The sequence below is a fragment of the Limnospira sp. genome, assembly GCF_051859755.1.
GTDB lineage: Bacteria > Cyanobacteriota > Cyanobacteriia > Cyanobacteriales > Microcoleaceae > Limnospira > Limnospira fusiformis.
Genome location: NZ_JBIMLI010000085.1, coordinates 1 through 21,685, shown reverse-complemented (window position 1 = coordinate 21,685; position 21,685 = coordinate 1). Strand labels below are relative to the sequence as shown.

Here is a 21,685-nt window from a genome sequence, read left to right as displayed (position 1 = left end):
TCGCCTAGAAGCTGGGCTTGTTTGTGTGACCTGTGGACTAGCACGGTTCCAGGTTAGCACCGACACCCCCACCTGCCCAAGGCAGGTGGGGTGAGCTTCATCAGATTGCCTAAAATTATATGTACAGATATTGATCAGAAAATATGTCAAAAAACCGTTCTGGATTATTTGTTAGCGGTCTAGTGATTGGGTCTGCCCTTGGTACAGTAGTCGGTCTACTGATTGCGCCGCGGTCTGGTCGCGAGACTCGAAAACTATTACAAAAATCGGCGGCGACTCTCCCGGAGTTAGCGGAAGATGTATCAACCACAGTGCAAAATCAAGCTGAACGAATGTCAGCATCAGCTTTGCGTAGTTGGGATGATACGCTAGTGCGACTAAAAGAAGCGATCGCCGCCGGACTAGAAGCGAGTCAGATGGAACGTCAGACTCTATCGGAACTTGAGAATCAGAATTTGGCTGAACCCCAGGAGACGAAAAGCGATCGCCGCTAAAAATAGTTATCGTGTTTGGAGCGAAGAGACACTAGCGATCGCCAGTTTCGATATCATAGTGTTGTCCGTTATCGCCGAATCCTACCATTGTTGTGCTTGATCCTATTTTTTGGCTAGGACTGTCCCTATTATTGGTTGCAGTCAGCCTGACCGCCTTATTAATTGCAGCACTCCCGGCGATACTCGCCTTGGGGAGAGCAGCACGCAGCGTCGAAAAATTAGCTGATACCCTGTCGCGGGAATTTCCTCCCACCCTAGAGGCTATTCGCCTAACGGGGATGGAAATTAGCGATCTGACAGATGATGTAGCCGAAGGAGTCCAAAGTGCTAACCAAGTAGTTAAACAAGTTGATCGCAGTATTAGCAGCGCTAAACAACAAGCGAAACAACTAAAAATCGGGACTGGGAGTATTGTCGCAGGTATCCGTGTCGGTTGGGGAACCTTCACGGGTAAAGGTCGCCCTTCCCACCAACCCAGTTTACCCCCAGAACGCTCCTCCCAGAGACTACCATCCGATCGCGATCGACTTCAATTAGGGGGAAACCCACCCTCCTATGAAGACTATGATTCTGAAACCCGACAGCCCTACGATTGAAAAAAAGCCATGGTAAATATCTAAGTAATTGACCAGTAATAATTATTGAATATCCACAGTTCCCAGCCCTAGCCATGAAAAAAGGGAACTTTCAAAAAAGTCCCCTATCAGTGTCCAGTCAAATATCGAGTAGACCACCCAATTTAATAGTCAGTCTAGTTATCCGTTTTTCCCAGTTAGGTAAAGGTCTTTTCGGATTCTATAAGTTAGATAATAACCCATAGAAGCACAAAAAACAAGCATATTGTGTGAACTTTATGCAAAAATTTGTAAAGTTTAGGCAAAGCCCTTACATTCGATCTAATACCGAAATCCCCAATAGGGATAGACCCAGCCTCAAAGTTTCAGCCGTTAAGTGACACAAAGCTAAACGAGAAGCGCGATCGCATTCATCAGCTTTCAAAACTGGACAGCGATCGTAAAACTGATTAAACTTCTGGCTCAATTCAAACAGATACTGACACAATCGATTCGGCAACAACTCTTGGGCTACCGTATCGATAACCTCATGTAATTGTAGTAAATGTTTAGCCAAAGTCAACTCAGAAGGGTCTTGTAAATGAATACTCGCCCTATCCCCCACCTGTTCAAAATCAATACTCCCCTTACGGCTAATCCCCTGAATCCGCACATAGGCATATAACATATAGGGAGCCGTGTTACCCTGTAGAGACAGCATCTTATCAAAACTAAAGATATAATCACTGGTGCGATTTTGACTCAAATCAGCATATTTAACCGCATCAATACCAACCACCTCCGCCACATGATGCACAAATTCTGGAGACTCTGCGCGTCCTTCCTGCTGTAGGCGAGTTTCCAAATCCTCCTGAGCGCGTTTAACCGCTTCGTCCAAAAGATCCCGCAGCCTGACCGTTTCCCCAGACCGAGTTTTTAGCTTTTTCCCATCCTCTCCCTTAACGAGACCAAAGGGAACATGGACCACATCCACCCCATCCGGTATCCACCCCACCCGACGGGCCACCTGCCACACCTGGGCGAAATGATTAGCCTGACCTGCATCAGTGACATAAATTAGACGAGTAGCACCTTCCGTGTTAATCCGATGACGCACCGCGGCCAAATCCGTAGTAGCGTAGTTATAGCCGCCATTGGACTTCTGCACGATTAATGGTAGGGGGTCTCCTTCCTTATTGGTAAATCCTTCTAAAAATACGCATTTTGCGCCTTGGTCTTCCACCAATAACCCAGATGCTTCCAAATCCGCCACCACTTCCGCCAACATGGGATTATAAAATGATTCACCCCTTTCGGTGAGTTTAATATCAAGGCGATCATAGATTTGTTGAAACTCCCGGCGAGACTGATCACAAAGCAATTCCCAGGCGCGGCGACTATCCTCGGCTCCTGATTGTAAACGGACTACCTGCTCGCGAGAGGCTTCTTTAAACTCTTCATCTTCATCAAACCGCTTTTTGGCTTGACGGTAAAACTCGACTAAATCCCCAATATCTAAAACGTCAGCAGTAGTTAAGGCTGAGGGGTATTTTTCCTGTAGGTAAGTAATCAACATCCCGAATTGTGTCCCCCAGTCGCCAACGTGATTCAGTCGTAGCACCTGATGACCTTCAAACTCTAAAATCCGGGCGATACAGTCCCCGATAATGGTCGATCGCAAATGACCAACGTGCATTTCTTTGGCAATATTGGGGCTAGAAAAGTCTACAATCACGTTTTGTGGGTTTCCATTCGGGGCGATTCCTAACCGAGGGTCAGTTAATTTAGCATTAAGTTGGGTTTCTAGGTACTCTGATTTGAGGCGCAAATTGATAAACCCAGGTCCGGCAATTTCTGGAGGGGAGCAGATATCATCAATTTGAAGATGCTCTATAATGGTGCTGGCTATCTGGCGAGGGTTACTTTTGAGCCTTTTGGTTAGGGACATGGCAACGTTGCACTGATAATCCCCGAATTTGGGGTTACTGCTGTTAACTATTAATGGATCAGTCCCGCTGACGGTTTCCCCAAAGGCATCAGTTAGGGCTGTTTCAAATCGCGATCGCATCTGTTGGATTAGAGAAGACATAATTTTCGGCTGCCGATTACGCAGTGGTTGGATTACAGAAAACATGATATTTTTTGCCGATTATATACAAATCGGCCCTTTGACCATCCCCAAGGGTGATCAACATCTATACTGGCTGATTTTATCGCATTAGGTCAACTCTTCGTTGTTTAGTTATGTGGATTTATGGACTATTAAATCCCGGTTTTTTCACAGAACAGAATCTATATTTACCCAAATATACACAAGCCATATAAAATAAAAATAAATTAAACCGCGCTCTCTTGGGGCTCACTATTTACTTGATGGACAACAGGCAGTCAAAATGTTAGAAGCACTTATTTGGATAGGGATTTTTGCAGTTAGTCTGGCGGTTCTCATCTATGCCTCGGATTCCTTTACAGAATCAGCTAGTAAACTGGGGCTATTTTTCGGCTTGAGTCCCTTTATTGTGGGCGTGACCATTGTGGCGATCGGTACCTCTCTTCCTGAACTGGTTTCTTCTCTGGTAGCCGTTTATCGAGATACATCAGAAATTGTAGCTAGTAATGTTATTGGTTCTAATATTACTAATATTTTTCTGATTGTTGGGGTTGCCGCCGTTATCAGTAGTCCGATGAAGATTAATTATGACCTGATTTCTGTGGATCTACCTATGTTGGTTGGTTCCGCTATTTTGCTCTATTTTACCATTAGTGATGATTTTTTCACCACCGGAGAAGCTCTGTTATGTCTCATCGGATTTGTGATTTATCTGGTTTATATTATCCGAGAAGGTCAAGAGGATAATGACCAGCAAATTGACGAGGAGGTGAACTCCACTCGATTTGTGATTGTGAATTTGGCGATTGTGATTTTGGGCGCGGTTTTTATCTTTGTCGGCGCTAACTATACCATTGAATCGATTATTAAACTCTCAGAAATTTTCCATCTGGGAACTGAGATTATTGCCGTTACTGTAGTGGCTTTAGGGACATCTTTACCGGAGTTGGTAGTCACTATTTCTGCCGCTCGAAAAGGTAATGCAGAAGTGGCGATCGGAAATGTGGTCGGCTCCAATATTTTTAACTCCTTAATCGTTATGGGAGTGCCGGGACTGATTAAACCGTTAGATATCCCTGATGAGATCTTAATTAATGCTCTTCCGGTCATGCTGGCGGCGACTTTACTGTTTTTCTTTGTCACCCAAGATAAACAGGTAACACAATGGGAAGGATTGCTATTTTTTGTGCTTTACGGTTGGTTTGTTGGTCACATTTTTGGCTGGTTATAAACTGTCCCCAGCAGAATAACTCCCCCAACCAATAGCCAGTCATCAGTAGGGGGGAGATTTTTCGCTCCTACTGATGATTAACAGAGGCGAAGGGAGTCTCAAGTTGATTTGGCTGCGTCAGAATCATCAGAGTTGGCTTTTTTTTGCCAGTTTAAGCTGTTCTTCGATTTGCTCTCGATGACTGACGGTGGTTTGGCGGGACTGTGGCCAACTGCGATCGCCTGTTTTCTCGGTTCCCGATGACTCAGAAGGATCACCGTTCAGCGTTTTGGCAATTCTAAGCTGCTCTTGAATCTGATCTCGGTGACTCAGAAGCGGTTCACGGGGAACTTTCCGACCCGCTACAGTTCTCCGAGGCGGAGGGGGAGGAGGAGTAGGAGAAGTCGGGGGAGATGCTAATGGTGCGATCGCATCCTTGAGCAGTTTAATCGCACTGTTACGAGCATCTGTTTGTTTCGGTAACAAATCTATTAGTTCCCGGATAGTTTGCTCGTACTGGACTTCTTCGGGAGATATCAACGGGGTGGATAATCTAATTGGATCTCGCTGAACAGCAGCGATCGCCTGACGCACCGTTTCTTGGATTTTACCCCTGTAGGTTTTCGCTCGTTGCTCCTGTTTGTTTCTACCCTCCTGACAAGACGCATACAACGGCGGCAGACGGTTAAGAGCATAGGTTGCTACTTCAACCCGACTAATATACTTTAGTAAATTCTGTGACAGACGCTGTAACTGACGATCAATTTCTTCATCTACCCAAATCTCCATCACATTTTGGTATTGTGGCGGTTTGTTATCGTTAGTAGTATTCATTTCATGAATTATATAGTAATAGTTCTATATTTAAATCAGTAGCATATTACTTGTGGATTGGCTCAATATTCTCTGTCTCCTTATCAAAAATTTACGCAATTTTGAGCAAATTTTATAAATCCCAGAGGTTTGTAAAGAACAACAATATAATAAGGGGTTATGCCCATCATGGGTATTACCACCCACCAAGACTGCGAGGACAAGTTACAGGACCATGATCTGATGAGCTGGCTAGTCACCTTGAGGGATGTACTTTTAGTCCTGATATTTATCGTGACAGTAGATTTATAATAGATAGTAAATTTGACTAACACCTAGTTAGTCACCATTTATACTCAATATATATTAACCAATTATGAATAGATTAAAATGGCAGTTGTCCAAAATCTTCAACCGCAGACAACTATCTAAACTGGTTAGAGCCTTAGCCCAACTACTCCGAGAATTGATAGAAATCGTGTTAATTTTAGTAGCTGTTTTCCTGTTAATTTCTGCAATCCTATATATAGAAGACACCCTACAAGCCAACACAGAATGGGGTAAATTCTTTATAAATGCCCTAGAAAAGTCCCGAATTCTTGGCACATTTGAAAGCATCAGTATTGTCACAGCATTAGTAATTTATGTCAGACAAGGAAAAAAGAAATCTCATTACGAAGCATGGCAAGTCATTGACTCAGCTCAAGGCATTAAAATTAGCCATGCTCGCATTAAAGCCCTAGAAGAATTATCAAAAGACGGAGTAAGTCTTAAAGGTTTATCTTTACCAATGGCTGATCTGGAACAAGTGACCTTGGTAGACACCGACTTCAAAGAAGCAAATCTAAAAACCGCTAAACTCCAGGAAGCCAACCTAAAAGGCAGTACCTTTGAACTCACCCAACTCCAAGGCGCTAACCTATGGAAAGCCAATTTACAGGAATGTTTTTTTCTGCTTACCCAACTCCAGAAAGTCAACCTAAATGCAGCCAACTTAGAAAATGCTGAACTTCAGGGAGTCAATTTATTAGAAGCTAATTTACAGCAAGCCAACCTACAGGGAGCCTATATTTTAGGAAACTTACAAGGAGCCAACTTTCAAGAAGCAAATTTAAAAGGTGCAAACCTTCAGGGAGCCTATCTTCAGGATGCCAACTTTAAACGAGCCAACTTGCGGGGAGTCAATCTTAAAGATGCCAATTTAACCGGGGTGAATTTTGAAGAAGCCAATTTACAAAGCGCTAACCTGCAAAATGCTCAGGGATTAACCCCCCAACAAATTAGAGTAGCCAAAAATTGGGAACAGGCTCGTTATTCTAAGACTTTTATCTTGAGTTTAGGACTACCTCAAGACTCATCATTGGTCAACCCAGAAGAGTTGACCTAAATCTACGATTATGGCAATAAAGATACCCATAAATTGGGGATAGTTCAATCAAAACTCAACCATCCCCAAATTTGATTGGGTGTTAATTCCAACTGGATACCATCCAAAACAGGTAGCACAGTATCTCCCTCATACAACTCTATTTTTTGTTCAGGAAACACCAGGATGACACTGCCATCTTCATCTGGATTAATTAACCATCCCAACTCCGTACCATTTCTTGAACACAATAACAACTTAGACAGAACTCTGGTCAAGTTTTGTTCTGGGGACAAAATTTCAATACACCAGTCAGGATATGTTTGAAAGCGATTAGCAATTCTCCCGGAAGGTTCGCGAGGAATCCTGGACCAGCGAAATACAGAAATATCTGGCACAATTGACCTGCCATCAAAAGTGCAGCGCAATTCAGGAAAAGCCTTAGCAATTTTCTGAGTCTTGGCTACCTGATTGATAGCTTCACAAAGATCGACTTGAATTGAACTATGTTCTCCCTGTGGCATAACTTTCTGAGTAATTTCTCCATTGATAAATTCTGAAGCTGGCTTAGTTTCCGGAAGTTTCAGAAACTCCTCCAACTCAAGCTGAGGTTGAGCAATTGTAATCATGTCAGTTCTGTTAAGAGTAAACTGGATTGTATCTTAGACAAGAGATGAGTTGGCATACATGGCCACCAAGTTAAGCCTAAACCAACTATAACATCTACAGTTTAGGACATTCAGCCAAGTAGGAGTTGAGGGTATGAGAATATTAGTAACGGGTGGAGCCGGATTTATTGGTTCCCATTTGATTGACCGACTAATGGAACAGAAACACGATGTTCTGTGTCTGGACAACTTTTTCACGGGGAATAAGCAGAATATTCTTAAATGGATAGGGAATCCTTACTTTGAACTGATCCGCCATGATATCACTGAGCCAATTCGCCTAGAGGTGGATCAGATTTATCACTTGGCTTGTCCTGCTTCCCCAGTACATTATCAATACAACCCGGTCAAGACCATTAAAACTAATGTCATGGGGACTTTGAATATGCTGGGTTTAGCCAAACGGGTCAAGGCTCGATTTTTGCTGGCTTCCACCTCAGAAGTTTACGGAGATCCAGATGTTCACCCCCAAACTGAAGAGTATCGGGGTAATGTTAACTGTATTGGTCCCCGTTCCTGTTATGATGAGGGGAAACGGGTAGCGGAAACTCTGGCTTTTGACTACTACCATCAAAATAAGGTAGATATTAGGGTGGCGCGCATCTTTAATACCTTTGGACCCCGTATGCTGGAAAATGATGGACGGGTGGTGAGCAATTTTATTGTCCAAGCTATCCGGGGAATTCCTTTAACAGTTTATGGTGATGGTTCCCAAACCCGTAGTTTTTGCTATGTTTCGGATTTGGTGGAAGGACTGATTCGCCTGATGAATGGGGAGTATATAGGGCCAGTTAATTTGGGTAATCCGGGAGAATATACGATTTTGGAGTTGGCTACCAAAATTCAACAGATGATTAATCCTGATGCCGAGATTCAATATAAACCCTTACCCCAAGATGATCCGAAGCAGCGACAACCGGATATTACCAAAGCCAAGAAGTATCTTAATTGGGAACCTACGGTACATTTAGATGATGGACTCGAGCTAACCATTGAAGATTTTCGGAGTCGGGTTATCCTTGAGAGTAAGTAGTTTAGGTAATTGCCGATTGATGGGTCTTCTACAATTCTAAATGGTTGTGCTAATAAATCATGGCACTGCTATAACTCCTGTTGTATCAATGATTTGAGGAAGTTTGTATGCGTGTTTGTGTAATCGGTACTGGATATGTGGGTTTAGTAACCGGGGTTTGTTTGGCTCATACAGGTCATGATGTGATTTGTGTGGACAACAACGAAGAAAAAGTTAAGTTGATGAAGTCGGGACAGTCCCCAATTTATGAGCCGGGACTTTCGGAGTTGATGAAGTCCTGTGCGGAGTCTGGGAAGTTGTCTTTTACTTCTGACCTGAAAGCTGGGGTTGAACATGGGGATATTTTGTTTATTGCGGTGGGAACCCCTCCCCTACCAACAGGAGAAAGTGACACTCGATATGTGGAAGCAGTGGCGCGAGGAATTGGCGCTAATTTGACCCGTGGATCTGGTTATAAGGTGGTGGTGAATAAGTCTACGGTTCCTATCGGTTCGGGGGACTGGGTGCGGATGATTGTTCTTGATGGTTTTACTGAACAACAAAAGGAACAAGGAACTTCTGGGTCGGCGGGAGAATTGCAGTTTGATGTGGTTAGTAACCCGGAATTTCTGCGGGAAGGTTCGGCGATTTTTGATACTTTTAATCCCGATCGCATTGTTTTGGGAAGCAATAGCCAAAAGGCTTTGGGTCTGATGCAGGAATTATATCAACCCATTGTAGACCGTAAATATGCTGATGATCCCGATTTACCTCCGGTTCCGGTGGTGATGACTGATTTAAGTTCTGCGGAAATGGTCAAATATGCGGCTAATTCCTTCCTGGCGACTAAAATCAGTTTTATTAATGAAATCGCCAATATTTGCGATCGCGTTGGTGCTGATGTTAAACAGGTAGCCACTGGTATCGGTTTAGACTCCCGTATTGGTAACAAATTCCTGCAAGCTGGTATTGGTTGGGGGGGGTCCTGTTTCCCTAAAGATGTCTCGGCTTTAATTCATACCGCCGATGATTATAATTATGATGCCAAACTGTTGAAATCAGCCGTAGAGGTCAATAATCAGCAGCGGGTAATTGCGATCGAAAAATTGCAGCAAGTTCTCAAAATTCTGAAAGGGAAAACCATTGGTTTACTGGGGTTAACCTTTAAGCCGGATACTGATGATATGCGGGATGCACCCGCTTTGAATTTGATTGAACAACTCAGCCGTTTGGGAGCCAGGGTGAAAGCCTATGACCCGATTATTTCCCAAAGCGGAATGCGTCATGGTCTGTCTAATGTGATGGTGGAAACCGACCCAGAATTGATGGCTGAGGGTTGTGATGCTTTGGTCTTAGTAACCGATTGGGAACAGTTCCAAAACCTTAACTATGCCAAAATGGTTAAATCTATGCACAGTCCTGTTATCATCGATGGTCGGAATTTCTTAGACCGCGAAAAACTCCAAGAACTTGGTTTCCAATATGTGGGAATTGGACACTAACTTATCATGAGTTAGTTTAATCTGCTAATTATCACTAATCAGAAAGAGATATATTGGATATATTGATAAATCTGGTTTCTCCCCAATTAAAAGACGGAAGATATTACCAACCTTCCGTCTTTATTTATTTGTTGATTTAGCGGTTAATTACACACGATTCTAGGCGTTAGAATCGTTAGTAGGTAGGAGAGCTTCTACCGAGGTATCGGGGGCGATTTTGGGAGCTACAAACCCGCCTGAGTAAAGCACCGAACCGCGTTGTTGTTGAGCAAATACCGGGAAGATTTCACGGACTTGAGAAGCAACTTCAACAGTTTTTACATCATAGGTTTGAGTAGCTACTTTGGGATATAAACCAATCCCGATAATTGGTAATAGCAAACAGGTAGCAATCATCACTTCGCGAGGTTGGGCATCTCCCAGATATTTATCAATGTTGAATCCGCCACTATTTTCACCGTAGAAGACAACCCGCAATAGGTTCAGTAAATAAATGGGGGTTAAAATTAGACCGACAGCAGCTAAACCAATCACTACAATTTTGAAGCTGGAACTGTAGATATCGCTAGTTGTGATACCGAGGAAGATAGTTAATTCTCCGACAAAACCACTCATTCCAGGTAGTGCTAAAGAAGCCATTGAACCAGCAGTGAAGAGGGCAAACACTTTAGGCATATCCTTAGCCATACCGCCTAATTTTGCCATTGATAGGGTGTGGGTACGTTCGTAGGTAACACCTGCTAGGAAGAACAGCATGGCGGCGATTAAACCGTGGGAAATCATTTGCAGAACCGCGCCGTTCAGTCCCAATTCAGTTAAGGAAGCAATACCCAGGAGGACAAAACCCATGTGGGAGATAGAGGAACAAGCTAATCGACGTTTGAGGTTATCTTGAGCAAAGGCGCTTAATGCACCGTAGACAATATTAACCACTCCTAGAATTGCCAGAATTGGGGCAAAATACAGGTGAGCGTTGGGTAGCATTTCCATGTTCATGCGGATTAAGCCGTAACCACCCATTTTGAGCAGAACACCCGCTAAAATCATTGATACAGGGGCGGATGCTTCGCTATGAGCATCAGGTAGCCATGTGTGGAGGGGGAAGATAGGGAGTTTGACGGCGAAGGCAATTAGGAAGCCTGCATACAAGAATAATTCTAAGGCTAGGGGATAGTTTTTGTGAGCGAGGGTGCTAATGTCGAAACTGGGGTTGGAGCCGTAGAATGCCATGGCTAGGGCGGCGGCTAGGATGAAGATGGAACCTAGGGCAGTATATAGGATGAATTTAGTAGCTGCATAGAGGCGCTTGGCTCCACCCCAGATGGAAATCAGGATATAAACGGGAACCAGTTCTAGTTCCCACATCAGGAAAAATAATAGCAGGTCTTGGGCTGCGAATACCCCCATTTGGGCGGAGTACAGCACTAATAAGAGGAAATAAAATAGTCTGGGCTTGTTGGTGACGCGCCAGGAAGCTAGAATAGCTAATGTATTAACGAAACCTGTTAGCACGATTAGGGGCATTGATAGGCCGTCTACTGCTACTGACCAGTTCATGCCTAATTGGGGAATCCAACTATAGGTTTCGGCTAGTTGGAATGTTGAATCGTTGAGATTGTAGTTAGAAAAGAAGCATACAATTGTCAGAACTAAGTCGAGCAAACCGACTCCTAGGGCATACCAGCGGATAGTTTTGCCTTCTCGGTCGGGAATTAGGGGAATGGCAAAGGATGCCAACAGGGGAAATAGGATAATTGCTGTTAACCAGGGAATTTGACTGCTCATGGTCAGTGTGTGAGAATAAATACCTATTGGTTGGTTGTTAGTGAATTATACTCAAAGAGTAAAGTTTTGTTAAGCCTTTTGGCAAATTTTGTTTCGAGATTGTCTGAATTCACTTGACAGTCAGGGTTTCAGGCTTTGTTTTTTTTTGTGTCCTGGGTGATCCTTGACTGTCAAGATTGATTATAGTCTATGGTTATAGGTATGTCAACTCATTTGAGTCTATTAAAAAATGGGGTCGGTGGACCACTTCTAGGGACTTTGGTTGAAAAAGATGGATATTTATTCAGAAGCGACAAACTCTGTGTCACAATTGGGATCGGTTTAACCCATTTGTTAAGAAGTATAAAGCTGTCATCAGTTATGGAACCCCTTTATCAATATGCCTGGTTAATTCCGGTGTTGCCCCTCTTTGGTGCAATGCTGGTAGGCATAGGGCTAATCTCATTGAACAAAGCCACTAACAAAATTAGACAGGGAAGCGCTATATTCCTGATTTCCCTGTTAGGTGCATCAATGGTTTTGTCCTTTGCTCTCCTAGCCAGTCAAATCAACGGCCATGAATCCTACACTCGTATAATTGAGTGGGCGGCGGCTGGAGACTTTAAAATCAGTATGGGCTACACAATTGACCATCTGACCGCTGTGATGTTGGCGATCGTCACGACTGTAGCCCTATTGGTAATGGTCTACACCGACGGGTATATGGCTCATGATCCAGGATATGTTCGTTTTTATGCCTATCTGAGCCTATTTAGCTCGTCTATGTTGGGTCTGGTAGTTTGTCCCAACCTGCTACAAGTCTATATTTTCTGGGAATTGGTGGGGGTATCTTCCTACCTACTGATCGGGTTTTGGTACGATCGCAAACCAGCAGCAGATGCCTGTCAAAAAGCCTTCATCACTAACCGTGTCGGTGACTTCGGTCTGCTGTTAGGGATCCTCGGTTTATATTGGGCGACTAACACCTTTGAATTTGAGTTAATGGGGTCTCGTCTAGAACACCTAGTAGAAAGCGGGTCCATTAGTGGGGCGCTGGCTGCTCTATTTGCCATCCTAGTGTTCTTAGGTCCCGTGGCGAAATCGGCTCAATTTCCCCTCCATGTTTGGCTTCCAGACGCAATGGAAGGCCCGACCCCGATTTCCGCTCTCATTCACGCCGCCACCATGGTAGCGGCTGGGGTATTCCTGATCGCCAGAATGTACCCGGTGTTTGAGGGTATCCCCGTGGTGATGACTACGATCGCCTGGACAGGTTGCTTTACTGCATTTCTAGGCGCTAGTATCGCTATCACCCAAAACGACATCAAAAAAGGACTCGCCTACTCCACCATTTCCCAACTAGGCTATATGGTCATGGCAATGGGTGTCGGTGCTTATAGCGCCGGACTGTTCCACCTAATGACCCACGCCTACTTTAAGGCAATGTTGTTCCTGTGTTCCGGTTCGGTTATTCATGGTATGGAAGCCGTAGTCGGGCACGACCCGGTTCTAGCCCAGGATATGCGACTAATGGGGGGACTGCGGAAATATATGCCCATCACTAGCACCTGCTTTTTGATTGGGACTCTGGCTATTTGCGGCATTCCCCCCTTTGCTGGCTTCTGGTCAAAAGATGAGATTCTCAGCAGTGCCTTTGCTTCTAATCCTGCCTTGTGGGTGGTAGGCTGGCTAACGGCTGGTATTACGGCATTTTATATGTTCCGTATGTATTTCAGTACCTTTGAAGGTCAATTTCGGGGTAATGATACAACCATACAGCAACAGCTAACGGCGGAGGCTAACGGCCCTAATTATGCCTTTGGTCCGGGTGCGATGAACCCAGAGGAACTACATAGCGATGATCATGGTCATGGTCATAATCACGGTCATGGTCATAGTGATAGCCCCCATGAGTCTCCCTGGACTATGACTATAGCTTTGATGGCTTTGGCTGTTCCCTCTGTGTTTATTGGGTTATTAGGAACTCCCTTTAATAACTATTTCGAGATGTTTATTCATGCTCCTGGGGAGTCAATAGCCGAGGTTATGGAACATTTGGCTGAGTTTGAACTCGGCGAATTTGTGATTATGGCGGGGAGTTCCGTTGGCATTGCTTTGATTGGTATTACTTTGGCATCCTTGATGTACTTGAAACATCAAATAGCTCCAAATGCGATCGCTAAAAAAATCCAACCTCTTTACCAATTCTCCCTAAACAAATGGTATCTCGACGATATTAATGACCTCCTTTTTGTCAAAGGAAGTCGCCGCCTCGCCCGTCAAATTCTCGAAGTTGACTATCGAGTTGTTGATGGTGCTGTTAACTTAACAGGTTTAGTCGCTTTAGTCACCGGAGAAGGTCTCAAATACTTAGAGAATGGTCGCGCTCAATTTTACGCCCTAATTGTATTTGTAGCAGTCCTCGGCTTTGTCGTATTTTCCGGCATTGGCTAACTGCAATTACCCCCGTGTTTCCGTAATTTGGGGAAGTGGAAAATCTCCGGTTTAACTAACCATTAGATTCACAACACTTTCCCAATCTTGTAGTGAATGATTGGCGCTTGTGTCCTAAGCGTGAAAGGACAACTAAAACATGACAATGGCTAATTTTCCTTGGCTGACGATTACAATTCTGTTTCCCATTGTGGCATCACTTTTTCTACCGTTTATCCCTGATAAAGAAGGGAAAACGGTGCGCTGGTATGCCCTAATCGTGGGATTGATTGACTTTTCAATTATTGTTTATGCCTTCTGTACTGGCTATGACTTGAATACCCCCGGTTTACAGTTGGTAGAACGTTATGACTGGCTGCCCGAAATCGGTTTGAGTTGGTCTGTGGGGGCTGATGGCTTATCTATGCCCCTAATTATCCTCACCGGATTTATCACCACCCTAGCGATTTTAGCCGCTTGGCCAGTGACTTTTAAGCCCAAACTTTTCTACTTCCTAATGTTGGCGATGTATGGCGGTCAGATTGCCGTTTTCGCTGTCCAGGATATGTTGTTATTCTTCCTGGTTTGGGAGTTGGAATTAGTTCCGGTTTACCTAATTCTTTCAATTTGGGGCGGTAAAAAGCGCCTGTATGCGGCTACTAAGTTTATTTTGTATACCGCAGGCGGTTCCCTGTTTATTTTGGTGGCAGCCCTGACTATGGCTTTCTATGGCGATGCTGTTACCTTTGATATGCAGGCGATCGCCATTAAGGACTTCCCCATTAAACTACAATTACTCCTGTATGGTGGCTTTCTGATTGCATACGGGGTCAAATTACCCATTTTTCCCCTTCACACCTGGCTACCTGATGCCCACGGAGAAGCTACCGCCCCCGCCCATATGTTACTAGCGGGTATCCTCCTAAAAATGGGCGGTTATGCCTTGCTACGCATGAATGTGGGAATGCTACCCGATGCCCATGCCACCTTCGCCCCCATTTTAGTGATTTTAGGCGTAGTTAACATCGTCTATGCCGCCTTCACTTCTTTCGCCCAACGCAACCTCAAGCGCAAAATTGCCTATTCCTCAATTTCTCACATGGGGTTTGTGTTAATTGGTATGGGCTCATTCACAGAAATAGGCCTCAGTGGTGCCATGTTGCAGATGATTTCCCATGGCTTAATTGGGGCTAGTTTATTCTTCCTGGTCGGCTGTACTTATGACCGCACCCATACCCTCATGTTAGATGAAATGGGGGGGGTTGGTTTAAAGATGAAGAAAGTTTTTGCCATGTGGACTACTTGTTCAATGGCATCTCTAGCCCTACCTGGAATGAGTGGATTTGTGGCTGAATTAATGGTGTTTATTGGTATTGCTACCAGTGACGCTTACAATGCCACCTTTAAAGTCTTAGTCGTCTTCCTCGCCGCCGTAGGTGTAATTATTACCCCAATTTATCTGCTGTCCATGCTGCGGGAAATTCTCTATGGCCCTGAAAATCAGGAACTCACCTCCCACGAAAAACTCGTAGATGCAGAACCCCGCGAGGTCTTCGTTATCGCCTGTTTATTAGTGCCGATAATTGGCATTGGGTTATATCCCAAAGTGGTAACACAAATGTATGATTCAACCACAACTCAACTCACCGCTTTAATGCGGCAGTCTGTCCCCACTTTGGTTAACAATAATCCCATTGCTACCAATACTCAAGAATTGGTTTCTCTAAATGCTCCCATTATCGGTAAGTCCCTGTCTGAGAATTAACCAATTTAACCAATTCAATACCTAATTAATCATTCCCCCCCCAACTGCTGGGGGGATTTTTTGATTTTACCTATTCTCGTCGGCTGCTGACCCACCAGGTCAATCACAATAATGAACCCGCCTTCACTAGCCAATGATTGACACAAGGGTTGCTTAGTATGTGGGGGGGTAAATTCACAAAAGACTTATGGCCGCTGGTCTGGTGAAAACCATATATGATATAATTGTATATAGTCTTGTCTTGTTGATACCAGGAAAGCTCATGAATCCATTTTCCCATCAGAACCCTAATTCTCATAAAAATCATCAATCCCCCAATGGATTAAGCAATATCCATCATCCCTCGGAATCAGAAATCGAAGACCTGCAATTTAATGAATATGATCCGCGAGTGGTTAAAAATCTCAAAAATTCCTTTCTGTTTCTAGTAGTTATTGGCTTAGTTTTAGGGTTGTTTATTGCGGCGGGGGTTGTCTATATCATGAATCGATTGGATATTAATGCTCAACCTAGTAATAACTCTAGCATCCCACCATTTGAAGAATTGTTATGAATTTTCTTTTCTGATTAATTATTCCGTATTATACCGCTGTTCGGCGATTTCTTTGACTTTTTTAGAAAATTGCGGATAGTTTTCTAAAACACTGTCAAAATCTTCTTTTAACAGCACAAAAAGCTCACAATAGCTGAGGGTTTTAACCGAAGCTGTGCGACGGGTAGAATAAAGTAGAGCAATTTCGCCAAAAAATGACCCGGCTGACATGATTCTATATACTTTTCCAGTTTTCTCGGAAAAGGCTTGCACTTCTCCCCGTTGGATAAAATACATTTCATGTCCTAACTGTTCCTCCCTAATTATATAGTCATTAGGTGGCAATATTCTCGGCTTTAGTTTAACCACTAAGGCTTCAATACAAGCCGGATCAGCATCTTTAAATAGGGGGACTTTTTCCAATAATTCCTGATACAAATACAGATAAATTTTGGTTTTTAAAGAATTGGGGATTTCATCAAGAAAATCCCGGTCAAATGATGTGTCTCGGTTGCATTCCCACAGATATTGATAGTAGTCCCTAACCTGCGCCTGTAAAAAAGCGGGAATTTGGCGATCGCGCATATAAGACTGAACTTGATCAAGTTGTTCTCTAAACCTAGCCTGACTAGCATCTAAACTACTGACCACAGAAGCCACATTACCAATAATAAACGCATACATAGACACCCCCAAAATCATTACAACTAAAGTAAATGCAATCTCTAAGTTACTGGTGGGGGTAATATCGCCATAACCGACAGTTGTTAAAGTAGTAATTGACCAATATAGAGATTTCATATATTGGGTAGCTATGGGGGCTGTATCTAAGTTAGAATTAATTAACCAAGAGTCTCCGTAAGCAATCATTGACTTACCAATCCAAAACCAGATACAGGCGACCCAATGATCAATCAGAAATATAATCAGCACTAACTCAGTCATACGCACTAGGGCTGGATTAATTTTAACATTAGTCTCCCATCGCCGAAAAATTCTAAAAAATTGCGACAGTCTCAACAGCCTCGGTATTCTGAGGATAGCCAATATCAATACTGATAATTGAGGAAAAAATAGCCTAGCCATTAAATCCAGGGGGAGACTAGCGGCTAGGTTCATTTTCAAATATGTAGCCCGGTAATTTTGAGCGATTTTTTGCAGGTCTGTAATACATTCTCCTTGGTCAATATATGCCATCCTAAATCTTAGGAAAATATCCATGATGAAAATTAAGTCTGCGGCTAAATCTATCCCTAACCATAAATGGGAAGTAGTGGTATCAAAAGCTATGCGAAATGGGATAACAACAAAATTGTATAGTATCACCAAAACTAATAAACATTCCCATAAAAAAACTTCTTTTGATTCTGGGTCAAAGATTTGCATTTATATCATCTCTCCTGATTGACTGTATCCGCGATTACCAAACATGGGATAATTTTAGAAATTTTCAGCTATGATTAGATCTAACCATGGCATAAATATGGTATCTGAGATAGACTGGGGAAGAAACTTGTGTTTTCAAAATTTCCGGTAATTTTAGCTAGATAGTTGTTACAATAACTGATCATCATAGTACTAGCCAATTAATCATGATTCAGACCACGATCGCACCATTTCACGAAACAATTAAATCCCCTTTAACCAAAAACTCGATTAGGGTTTTACAGATTAATCTAGGAAAACGCTGTAACCTCGCCTGTACTCATTGTCATGTAGAAGCTGGTCCGCGACGCACCGAAGAATTAACCCCAGAAATTTGTGAACAATTAATTGAGTTAATTCGGCGTTTTCCACAAATTGAAACGGTAGATTTAACTGGTGGTGCGCCCGAAATAAATTATGGTTTTAAGCCATTATTAGAAGTGGCGAAATCCCTCAATAAACAAGTAATTGTCCGTTCCAACTTAACTATTTATTTGGTTAAGGGATTTGAGGATATCCCCGCCTACTGTAGCCACCACCAAGTCAGGATTATAGCATCTTTACCCTGCTATTTGCAAGATAATGTCGATCGCATGAGAGGTTCAGGGGTATATCAAGACTCGATCGCCGCCATTCAAAAACTCAACCAGCTAGGATATGGTCACGCGCCGGATCTGATTTTAGATCTAGTCTATAACCCAGCTTTACCCACCTCAGACAGCTTTTCCCTCCCCCCCCAACAGGAAAACCTACAACAAGCCTATAAGGTCTATCTGCGAGAGAAATTCGATATTGAGTTTAATCAACTTCTCACCATTACCAACCTTCCCATAGGTCGCACTAAGTTATTTTTACAGCGTCAAAAACTCCACGATAAATACTTAGATTTTTTGGCGGATAACTATAATCCTGATACCGTGGAAAATCTCATGTGTCGGAATGAATTATCAATTGATTATCTGGGAAATGTCTACGACTGTGATTTTAACCAGATGGAAAATCGACCCGCCAGAACCCCTGATGGTCAAAATATCACAGTTCAAACACTTCTGGAAGCTGACAGTTTAGATATCATTCAAACCGTCCACACTGAAGCCTATTGCTATGGTTGTACTGCGGGCTGCGGTTCTAGTTGTGGAGGTGCTTTAACATAATGATTTGGGGGCTAGTTTAGGCTCATACCCTTGACTATCGCCTACCATAAAGCCGGGAATATGTCAAGTAAAATCAATGATAATTCCTGGCTAATTAGCGGATAAGTTATAAGGTGAGTTTGGCAAAAATGTTGGCAATTCAAGATATATTAAGAAATGCGATCGAGTGGATAGACAGCTTAGGCGGCTGGGGGGCGGGAGTATTTATGCTCCTGTATATTGTGGCAACTGTTGCCTTTTTACCGGGTTCGATATTAACCCTAGGTGCGGGGTTTGTCTTCGGGGTAATTTGGGGTTCTGTTTATGTATCGATCGCCTCAACTTTGGGGGCAATTTGTGCTTTTTTAATCGGGCGATATTTAGCTAGGGGTTGGGTATCGGCAAAAATCGCAGGTCAAGCCCAATTCCAAGCGATCGATAATGCAGTAGGGAAGGAAGGCTGGAAAATCGTAGGACTCCTGCGCCTGTCGCCCATCTTTCCGTTTAACCTGCTAAATTATAGTTTGGGCTTAACCAAAGTTTCCCTAAAAGATTATTTTCTGGCTTCCTGGATAGGTATGATGCCAGGAACAGTCATGTATGTGTATATTGGATCTATTGCGGGTAGTTTAGCCACCCTGGGAACTGAGCGATCGCGCACAACAGGGGAGTGGATACTCTATGGCGTGGGACTTGTAGCCACCGTAGCCGTCACGGTCTATGTCACCCAAATCGCCCGCCGTGCGTTAAATGAGAAAATCGCCGGTCCTGAACGATCCTAAAACCTTCCCAATCGAGAAAAATTAGTTATAATGGTGGCAGCTTTGCCCAAAATCAGGTCGCAGTCATGCCACGTCAGGATACAATTTTTGAGCGCTATTTAGCGCCCATGTTCAAATTATTGGTAGACCGAGAAGCGATCGATAACTTGGACAAAAGTATCGATTGGGAATCAGTGTGCGATCGCCTTACTGACCCCAACCTCGTCTATCCCCAATATTACCAAACCCAAGACTTTCACGGTATCGAGGGAGGATACCTGAATAAAAGCGCCGCCCTCACCTACGACCCCATTACCCAATACGCCATTCCCCCCAATGAAACCTGGGTCCGCCAAGAAGCTATTGATACCATTACCGTTAAACCTAGACGCATATTAGACCTAGGGTGCGGCACAGGTTCAACTACCCTACTATTAAAACAAACCTTTCCTAATGCCGAAGTGATCGGCTTAGACTTATCTCCCTATATGTTGGCGGTGGCGGAAACTAAAGCCAAACAAGCCGGCTTAGATATCAAATTCTATCATGGTTTAGCAGAAGAAAGCGATCGCTTTGAATCTCAATCTTTTGACTTAGTTTCCGCTTCCCTGCTTTTCCATGAAACCCCCCCAGAAATAGCCATAGCCATAGCGCGGGAGGCTTTCCGACTTCTGAAAGCCGGGGGAGAAGTAATGATTCTTGACGGTCATCAGAAAATCTTACGCCAAAACCCCTGGCTAACCGAAATTTTTGAGGAACCCTATCTCAAAGATTATGCCACCGGAAGCGTTGATGCAACTCTTGGGGCGGCGGGTTTTGCGAAAGTGCGATCGGAGGATATATGGTGGATAAATCAAGTTACCGTAGGTCTCAAACCGATTATTAACCATTCCCCCAACATCAATTCACAATGGGAACAACAGCCCAATCATAACCCATTTCCTGCCCCAGCCTAAGATAATTAATACTTTGGTAGGGGCGGGTTCTGCTGTCAATCTCAATTCCCACAGATAAAACTGGTAAACCCGCCCCCAACCCACCCCATATCCATCAATAATTGGTTATCATGTAGGGGCGGGTTCTGCTGTCAATCTCAATTCCCACAGATAATTATTAATTAATAATTATTAATTAATAATTTCCATAGATAACATTTGTCCATTATCCATTAACTGGGTATGAGTTTAAAGGCTGTTATTTTTGATTTTAATGGTGTAATTATCAATGATGAATCGATTCATGAACAGTTAATCGAGGAATTATTGGTCGCTGAAAATCTGCGGGTGAAACCAGATAAAATTCGTGAAGTTTGCTTAGGAAGAAGCGATCGCGCCTGTTTACAGGATTTACTCTCATTATACGGCAGAGTCGTAACTTCTGAGGAGCTAGAAAACCTGATCGCGCGGAAAGCACAAGCCTATCAACAGCGGTTAAATGCTATGTCAGACCTACCTCTATATGATGGGTTGCGGGAACTAATTACACGCATTCAGACGGCGAATTTGAAAATCGCCCTAGTTACCGGCGCTATTAGAGAGGAAGTTGAGTTAGTTTTGACTCGCGCGGGGTTGATTGATTATTTTTCCATCATTGTCGCTGGGGATGATATTACCACCAGCAAGCCGGAACCTGATGGCTATTTATTGGCGCTACAAAGGCTAAATTCTGCTGATGAGACCTTGAATTTGCAGCCGGAAGAGTGTTTAGCTATTGAGGATACTTTTGCTGGTATTGAGGCGGCGAAACGCGCGGGTATTCCTGTCGTGGGGGTAGCCCATACTTATCCTTTCCATATGCTACAGCGTCGCGCTGATTGGTGTGTGGACTATCTCCAGGACTTGGAGTTAGAGAGGATTTTGGGAATCTCTGGAGAAGTTGCACTATCGGAACCCGATTGATGTTATAATGGGCGGTTGTGTCCTATCTCTCTCTATACTTGGGGAATTAGCTCAGTTGGTAGAGTGCTGCGATCGCACCGCAGAGGTCAGGGGTTCGACCCCCCTATTCTCCATATCGCTTAAAAGCCTATTCTGGCTACGATAACCGGGAAACACTCAACCCGATAGTCGTACCGTTACACTCAAAATGCACTCCATTCAGTCTTAGCACACGGGACAATTAGTGCATATCCCTTAGCAATAAA

Annotated in this window: 18 protein-coding genes and 1 tRNA gene; 14 read left to right on the top strand and 5 right to left on the bottom strand. The window is 43.6% G+C overall.

All coding sequences use genetic code 11. The features are described 5' to 3' along the window. Positions 1-143: 143 nt before the first annotated feature. Together ACTIE0_RS15110 and ACTIE0_RS15105 are read left to right on the top strand one after the other, a co-directional pair. Complete coding sequence (locus tag ACTIE0_RS15110; RefSeq protein ID WP_006624796.1) at positions 144-494, top strand: YtxH domain-containing protein; 351 nt, start codon at positions 144-146, stop codon at positions 492-494. A 92-nt stretch (positions 495-586) separates the two neighbouring features. Then, a complete protein-coding gene (locus tag ACTIE0_RS15105; RefSeq protein WP_006624795.1) occupies positions 587-1,090 on the top strand; it encodes a hypothetical protein in 504 nt (167 codons plus the stop codon). 289 nt (positions 1,091-1,379) lie between these two features. On the opposite strand, the gene argS is transcribed toward ACTIE0_RS15105, so the two are convergent. Next, positions 1,380-3,137, bottom strand: coding sequence for an arginine--tRNA ligase (gene argS, locus ACTIE0_RS15100; protein WP_150105289.1), 1,758 nt, complete (start codon positions 3,135-3,137; stop codon positions 1,380-1,382). A gap of 304 nt (positions 3,138-3,441) precedes the next feature. Between argS and ACTIE0_RS15095 the strand changes: the two genes are divergently transcribed. Continuing rightward, positions 3,442-4,389, top strand: a complete 948-nt coding sequence (locus tag ACTIE0_RS15095; protein WP_006624793.1) for a calcium/sodium antiporter — start codon at positions 3,442-3,444, stop codon at positions 4,387-4,389. A 126-nt stretch (positions 4,390-4,515) separates the two neighbouring features. On the opposite strand, the gene ACTIE0_RS15090 is transcribed toward ACTIE0_RS15095, so the two are convergent. Beyond that, on the bottom strand, positions 4,516-5,202 hold the full coding sequence (locus ACTIE0_RS15090) for a late competence development ComFB family protein (RefSeq protein WP_006624792.1): 687 nt from the start codon (positions 5,200-5,202) through the stop codon (positions 4,516-4,518). Between the two features lie 355 nt (positions 5,203-5,557). Here ACTIE0_RS15090 and ACTIE0_RS15085 point away from each other — a divergent pair, with 355 nt between their 5' ends. Then, entirely contained in the window at positions 5,558-6,568 is a 1,011-nt protein-coding gene (locus tag ACTIE0_RS15085) for a pentapeptide repeat-containing protein (protein ID WP_006624791.1), read from the top strand. A 44-nt stretch (positions 6,569-6,612) separates the two neighbouring features. Here ACTIE0_RS15085 and ACTIE0_RS15080 read toward each other — a convergent pair whose 3' ends face one another. Then, complete coding sequence (locus tag ACTIE0_RS15080; RefSeq protein ID WP_006624790.1) at positions 6,613-7,176, bottom strand: Uma2 family endonuclease; 564 nt, start codon at positions 7,174-7,176, stop codon at positions 6,613-6,615. A gap of 133 nt (positions 7,177-7,309) precedes the next feature. Here ACTIE0_RS15080 and ACTIE0_RS15075 point away from each other — a divergent pair, with 133 nt between their 5' ends. Together ACTIE0_RS15075 and ACTIE0_RS15070 are read left to right on the top strand one after the other, a co-directional pair. Next, a complete protein-coding gene (locus ACTIE0_RS15075) occupies positions 7,310-8,248 on the top strand; it encodes a UDP-glucuronic acid decarboxylase family protein (protein ID WP_006624789.1) in 939 nt (312 codons plus the stop codon). Positions 8,249-8,355: 107 nt separating this feature from the next. Further along, on the top strand, positions 8,356-9,729 hold the full coding sequence (locus tag ACTIE0_RS15070; protein WP_006624788.1) for a UDP-glucose dehydrogenase family protein: 1,374 nt from the start codon (positions 8,356-8,358) through the stop codon (positions 9,727-9,729). A gap of 159 nt (positions 9,730-9,888) precedes the next feature. Here the strand turns inward: ACTIE0_RS15070 and ACTIE0_RS15065 are convergent, their stop codons facing one another. Next, positions 9,889-11,514: an NAD(P)H-quinone oxidoreductase subunit 4 gene (locus ACTIE0_RS15065; RefSeq protein ID WP_006624787.1), complete on the bottom strand. Its 1,626-nt coding sequence runs from the start codon at positions 11,512-11,514 to the stop codon at positions 9,889-9,891. Between the two features lie 360 nt (positions 11,515-11,874). Here ACTIE0_RS15065 and ACTIE0_RS15060 point away from each other — a divergent pair, with 360 nt between their 5' ends. From ACTIE0_RS15060 to ACTIE0_RS15050, 3 genes are all read left to right on the top strand, one after another. Continuing rightward, positions 11,875-13,947, top strand: coding sequence for an NAD(P)H-quinone oxidoreductase subunit 5 (locus tag ACTIE0_RS15060; RefSeq protein ID WP_008049675.1), 2,073 nt, complete (start codon positions 11,875-11,877; stop codon positions 13,945-13,947). A 145-nt stretch (positions 13,948-14,092) separates the two neighbouring features. Further along, entirely contained in the window at positions 14,093-15,691 is a 1,599-nt protein-coding gene (locus tag ACTIE0_RS15055) for an NAD(P)H-quinone oxidoreductase subunit 4 (RefSeq protein WP_006624785.1), read from the top strand. A gap of 262 nt (positions 15,692-15,953) precedes the next feature. Further along, positions 15,954-16,244 (top strand): hypothetical protein, encoded by a 291-nt coding sequence (locus ACTIE0_RS15050; protein WP_008049677.1) that lies wholly within the window; start codon positions 15,954-15,956, stop codon positions 16,242-16,244. An 18-nt stretch (positions 16,245-16,262) separates the two neighbouring features. On the opposite strand, the gene ACTIE0_RS15045 is transcribed toward ACTIE0_RS15050, so the two are convergent. Further along, a complete protein-coding gene (locus ACTIE0_RS15045) occupies positions 16,263-17,609 on the bottom strand; it encodes an ion transporter (protein WP_006624782.1) in 1,347 nt (448 codons plus the stop codon). 206 nt (positions 17,610-17,815) lie between these two features. On the opposite strand from ACTIE0_RS15045, the gene arsS reads away from it, so the two are divergent. The 5 genes from arsS to ACTIE0_RS15020 all read left to right on the top strand — a co-directional run bounded on the left by arsS (position 17,816) and on the right by ACTIE0_RS15020 (position 21,553). Then, a complete protein-coding gene (arsS, locus tag ACTIE0_RS15040) occupies positions 17,816-18,802 on the top strand; it encodes an arsenosugar biosynthesis radical SAM (seleno)protein ArsS (protein WP_006624781.1) in 987 nt (328 codons plus the stop codon). 128 nt (positions 18,803-18,930) lie between these two features. After that, positions 18,931-19,563: a TVP38/TMEM64 family protein gene (locus tag ACTIE0_RS15035; RefSeq protein ID WP_006669992.1), complete on the top strand. Its 633-nt coding sequence runs from the start codon at positions 18,931-18,933 to the stop codon at positions 19,561-19,563. A gap of 65 nt (positions 19,564-19,628) precedes the next feature. Beyond that, positions 19,629-20,498, top strand: coding sequence for a class I SAM-dependent methyltransferase (locus ACTIE0_RS15030; RefSeq protein WP_006624779.1), 870 nt, complete (start codon positions 19,629-19,631; stop codon positions 20,496-20,498). Between the two features lie 222 nt (positions 20,499-20,720). Next, positions 20,721-21,440 (top strand): HAD family hydrolase, encoded by a 720-nt coding sequence (locus tag ACTIE0_RS15025; protein WP_006624778.1) that lies wholly within the window; start codon positions 20,721-20,723, stop codon positions 21,438-21,440. A 40-nt stretch (positions 21,441-21,480) separates the two neighbouring features. Further along, positions 21,481-21,553, top strand: a tRNA-Ala gene (locus tag ACTIE0_RS15020). Positions 21,554-21,685 lie beyond the last annotated feature (132 nt).

Excerpts from the sequence above, each read along its gene's own strand:
- ACTIE0_RS15110 (WP_006624796.1), top strand. The coding sequence starts at position 144 with ATGTCAAAAAACCGTTCTGGATTATTTGTTAGCGGTCTAGTGATTGGG.
- argS (WP_150105289.1), bottom strand. The coding sequence starts at position 3,137 with ATGTCTTCTCTAATCCAACAGATGCGATCGCGATTTGAAACAGCCCTA.
- ACTIE0_RS15095 (WP_006624793.1), top strand. The coding sequence starts at position 3,442 with ATGTTAGAAGCACTTATTTGGATAGGGATTTTTGCAGTTAGTCTGGCG.
- ACTIE0_RS15090 (WP_006624792.1), bottom strand. The coding sequence starts at position 5,202 with ATGAATACTACTAACGATAACAAACCGCCACAATACCAAAATGTGATG.
- ACTIE0_RS15085 (WP_006624791.1), top strand. The coding sequence starts at position 5,558 with ATGAATAGATTAAAATGGCAGTTGTCCAAAATCTTCAACCGCAGACAA.
- ACTIE0_RS15080 (WP_006624790.1), bottom strand. The coding sequence starts at position 7,176 with ATGATTACAATTGCTCAACCTCAGCTTGAGTTGGAGGAGTTTCTGAAA.
- ACTIE0_RS15075 (WP_006624789.1), top strand. The coding sequence starts at position 7,310 with ATGAGAATATTAGTAACGGGTGGAGCCGGATTTATTGGTTCCCATTTG.
- ACTIE0_RS15070 (WP_006624788.1), top strand. The coding sequence starts at position 8,356 with ATGCGTGTTTGTGTAATCGGTACTGGATATGTGGGTTTAGTAACCGGG.
- ACTIE0_RS15065 (WP_006624787.1), bottom strand. The coding sequence starts at position 11,514 with ATGAGCAGTCAAATTCCCTGGTTAACAGCAATTATCCTATTTCCCCTG.
- ACTIE0_RS15060 (WP_008049675.1), top strand. The coding sequence starts at position 11,875 with ATGGAACCCCTTTATCAATATGCCTGGTTAATTCCGGTGTTGCCCCTC.
- ACTIE0_RS15055 (WP_006624785.1), top strand. The coding sequence starts at position 14,093 with ATGGCTAATTTTCCTTGGCTGACGATTACAATTCTGTTTCCCATTGTG.
- ACTIE0_RS15050 (WP_008049677.1), top strand. The coding sequence starts at position 15,954 with ATGAATCCATTTTCCCATCAGAACCCTAATTCTCATAAAAATCATCAA.
- ACTIE0_RS15045 (WP_006624782.1), bottom strand. The coding sequence starts at position 17,609 with ATGCAAATCTTTGACCCAGAATCAAAAGAAGTTTTTTTATGGGAATGT.
- arsS (WP_006624781.1), top strand. The coding sequence starts at position 17,816 with ATGATTCAGACCACGATCGCACCATTTCACGAAACAATTAAATCCCCT.
- ACTIE0_RS15035 (WP_006669992.1), top strand. The coding sequence starts at position 18,931 with ATGTTGGCAATTCAAGATATATTAAGAAATGCGATCGAGTGGATAGAC.
- ACTIE0_RS15030 (WP_006624779.1), top strand. The coding sequence starts at position 19,629 with ATGCCACGTCAGGATACAATTTTTGAGCGCTATTTAGCGCCCATGTTC.
- ACTIE0_RS15025 (WP_006624778.1), top strand. The coding sequence starts at position 20,721 with ATGAGTTTAAAGGCTGTTATTTTTGATTTTAATGGTGTAATTATCAAT.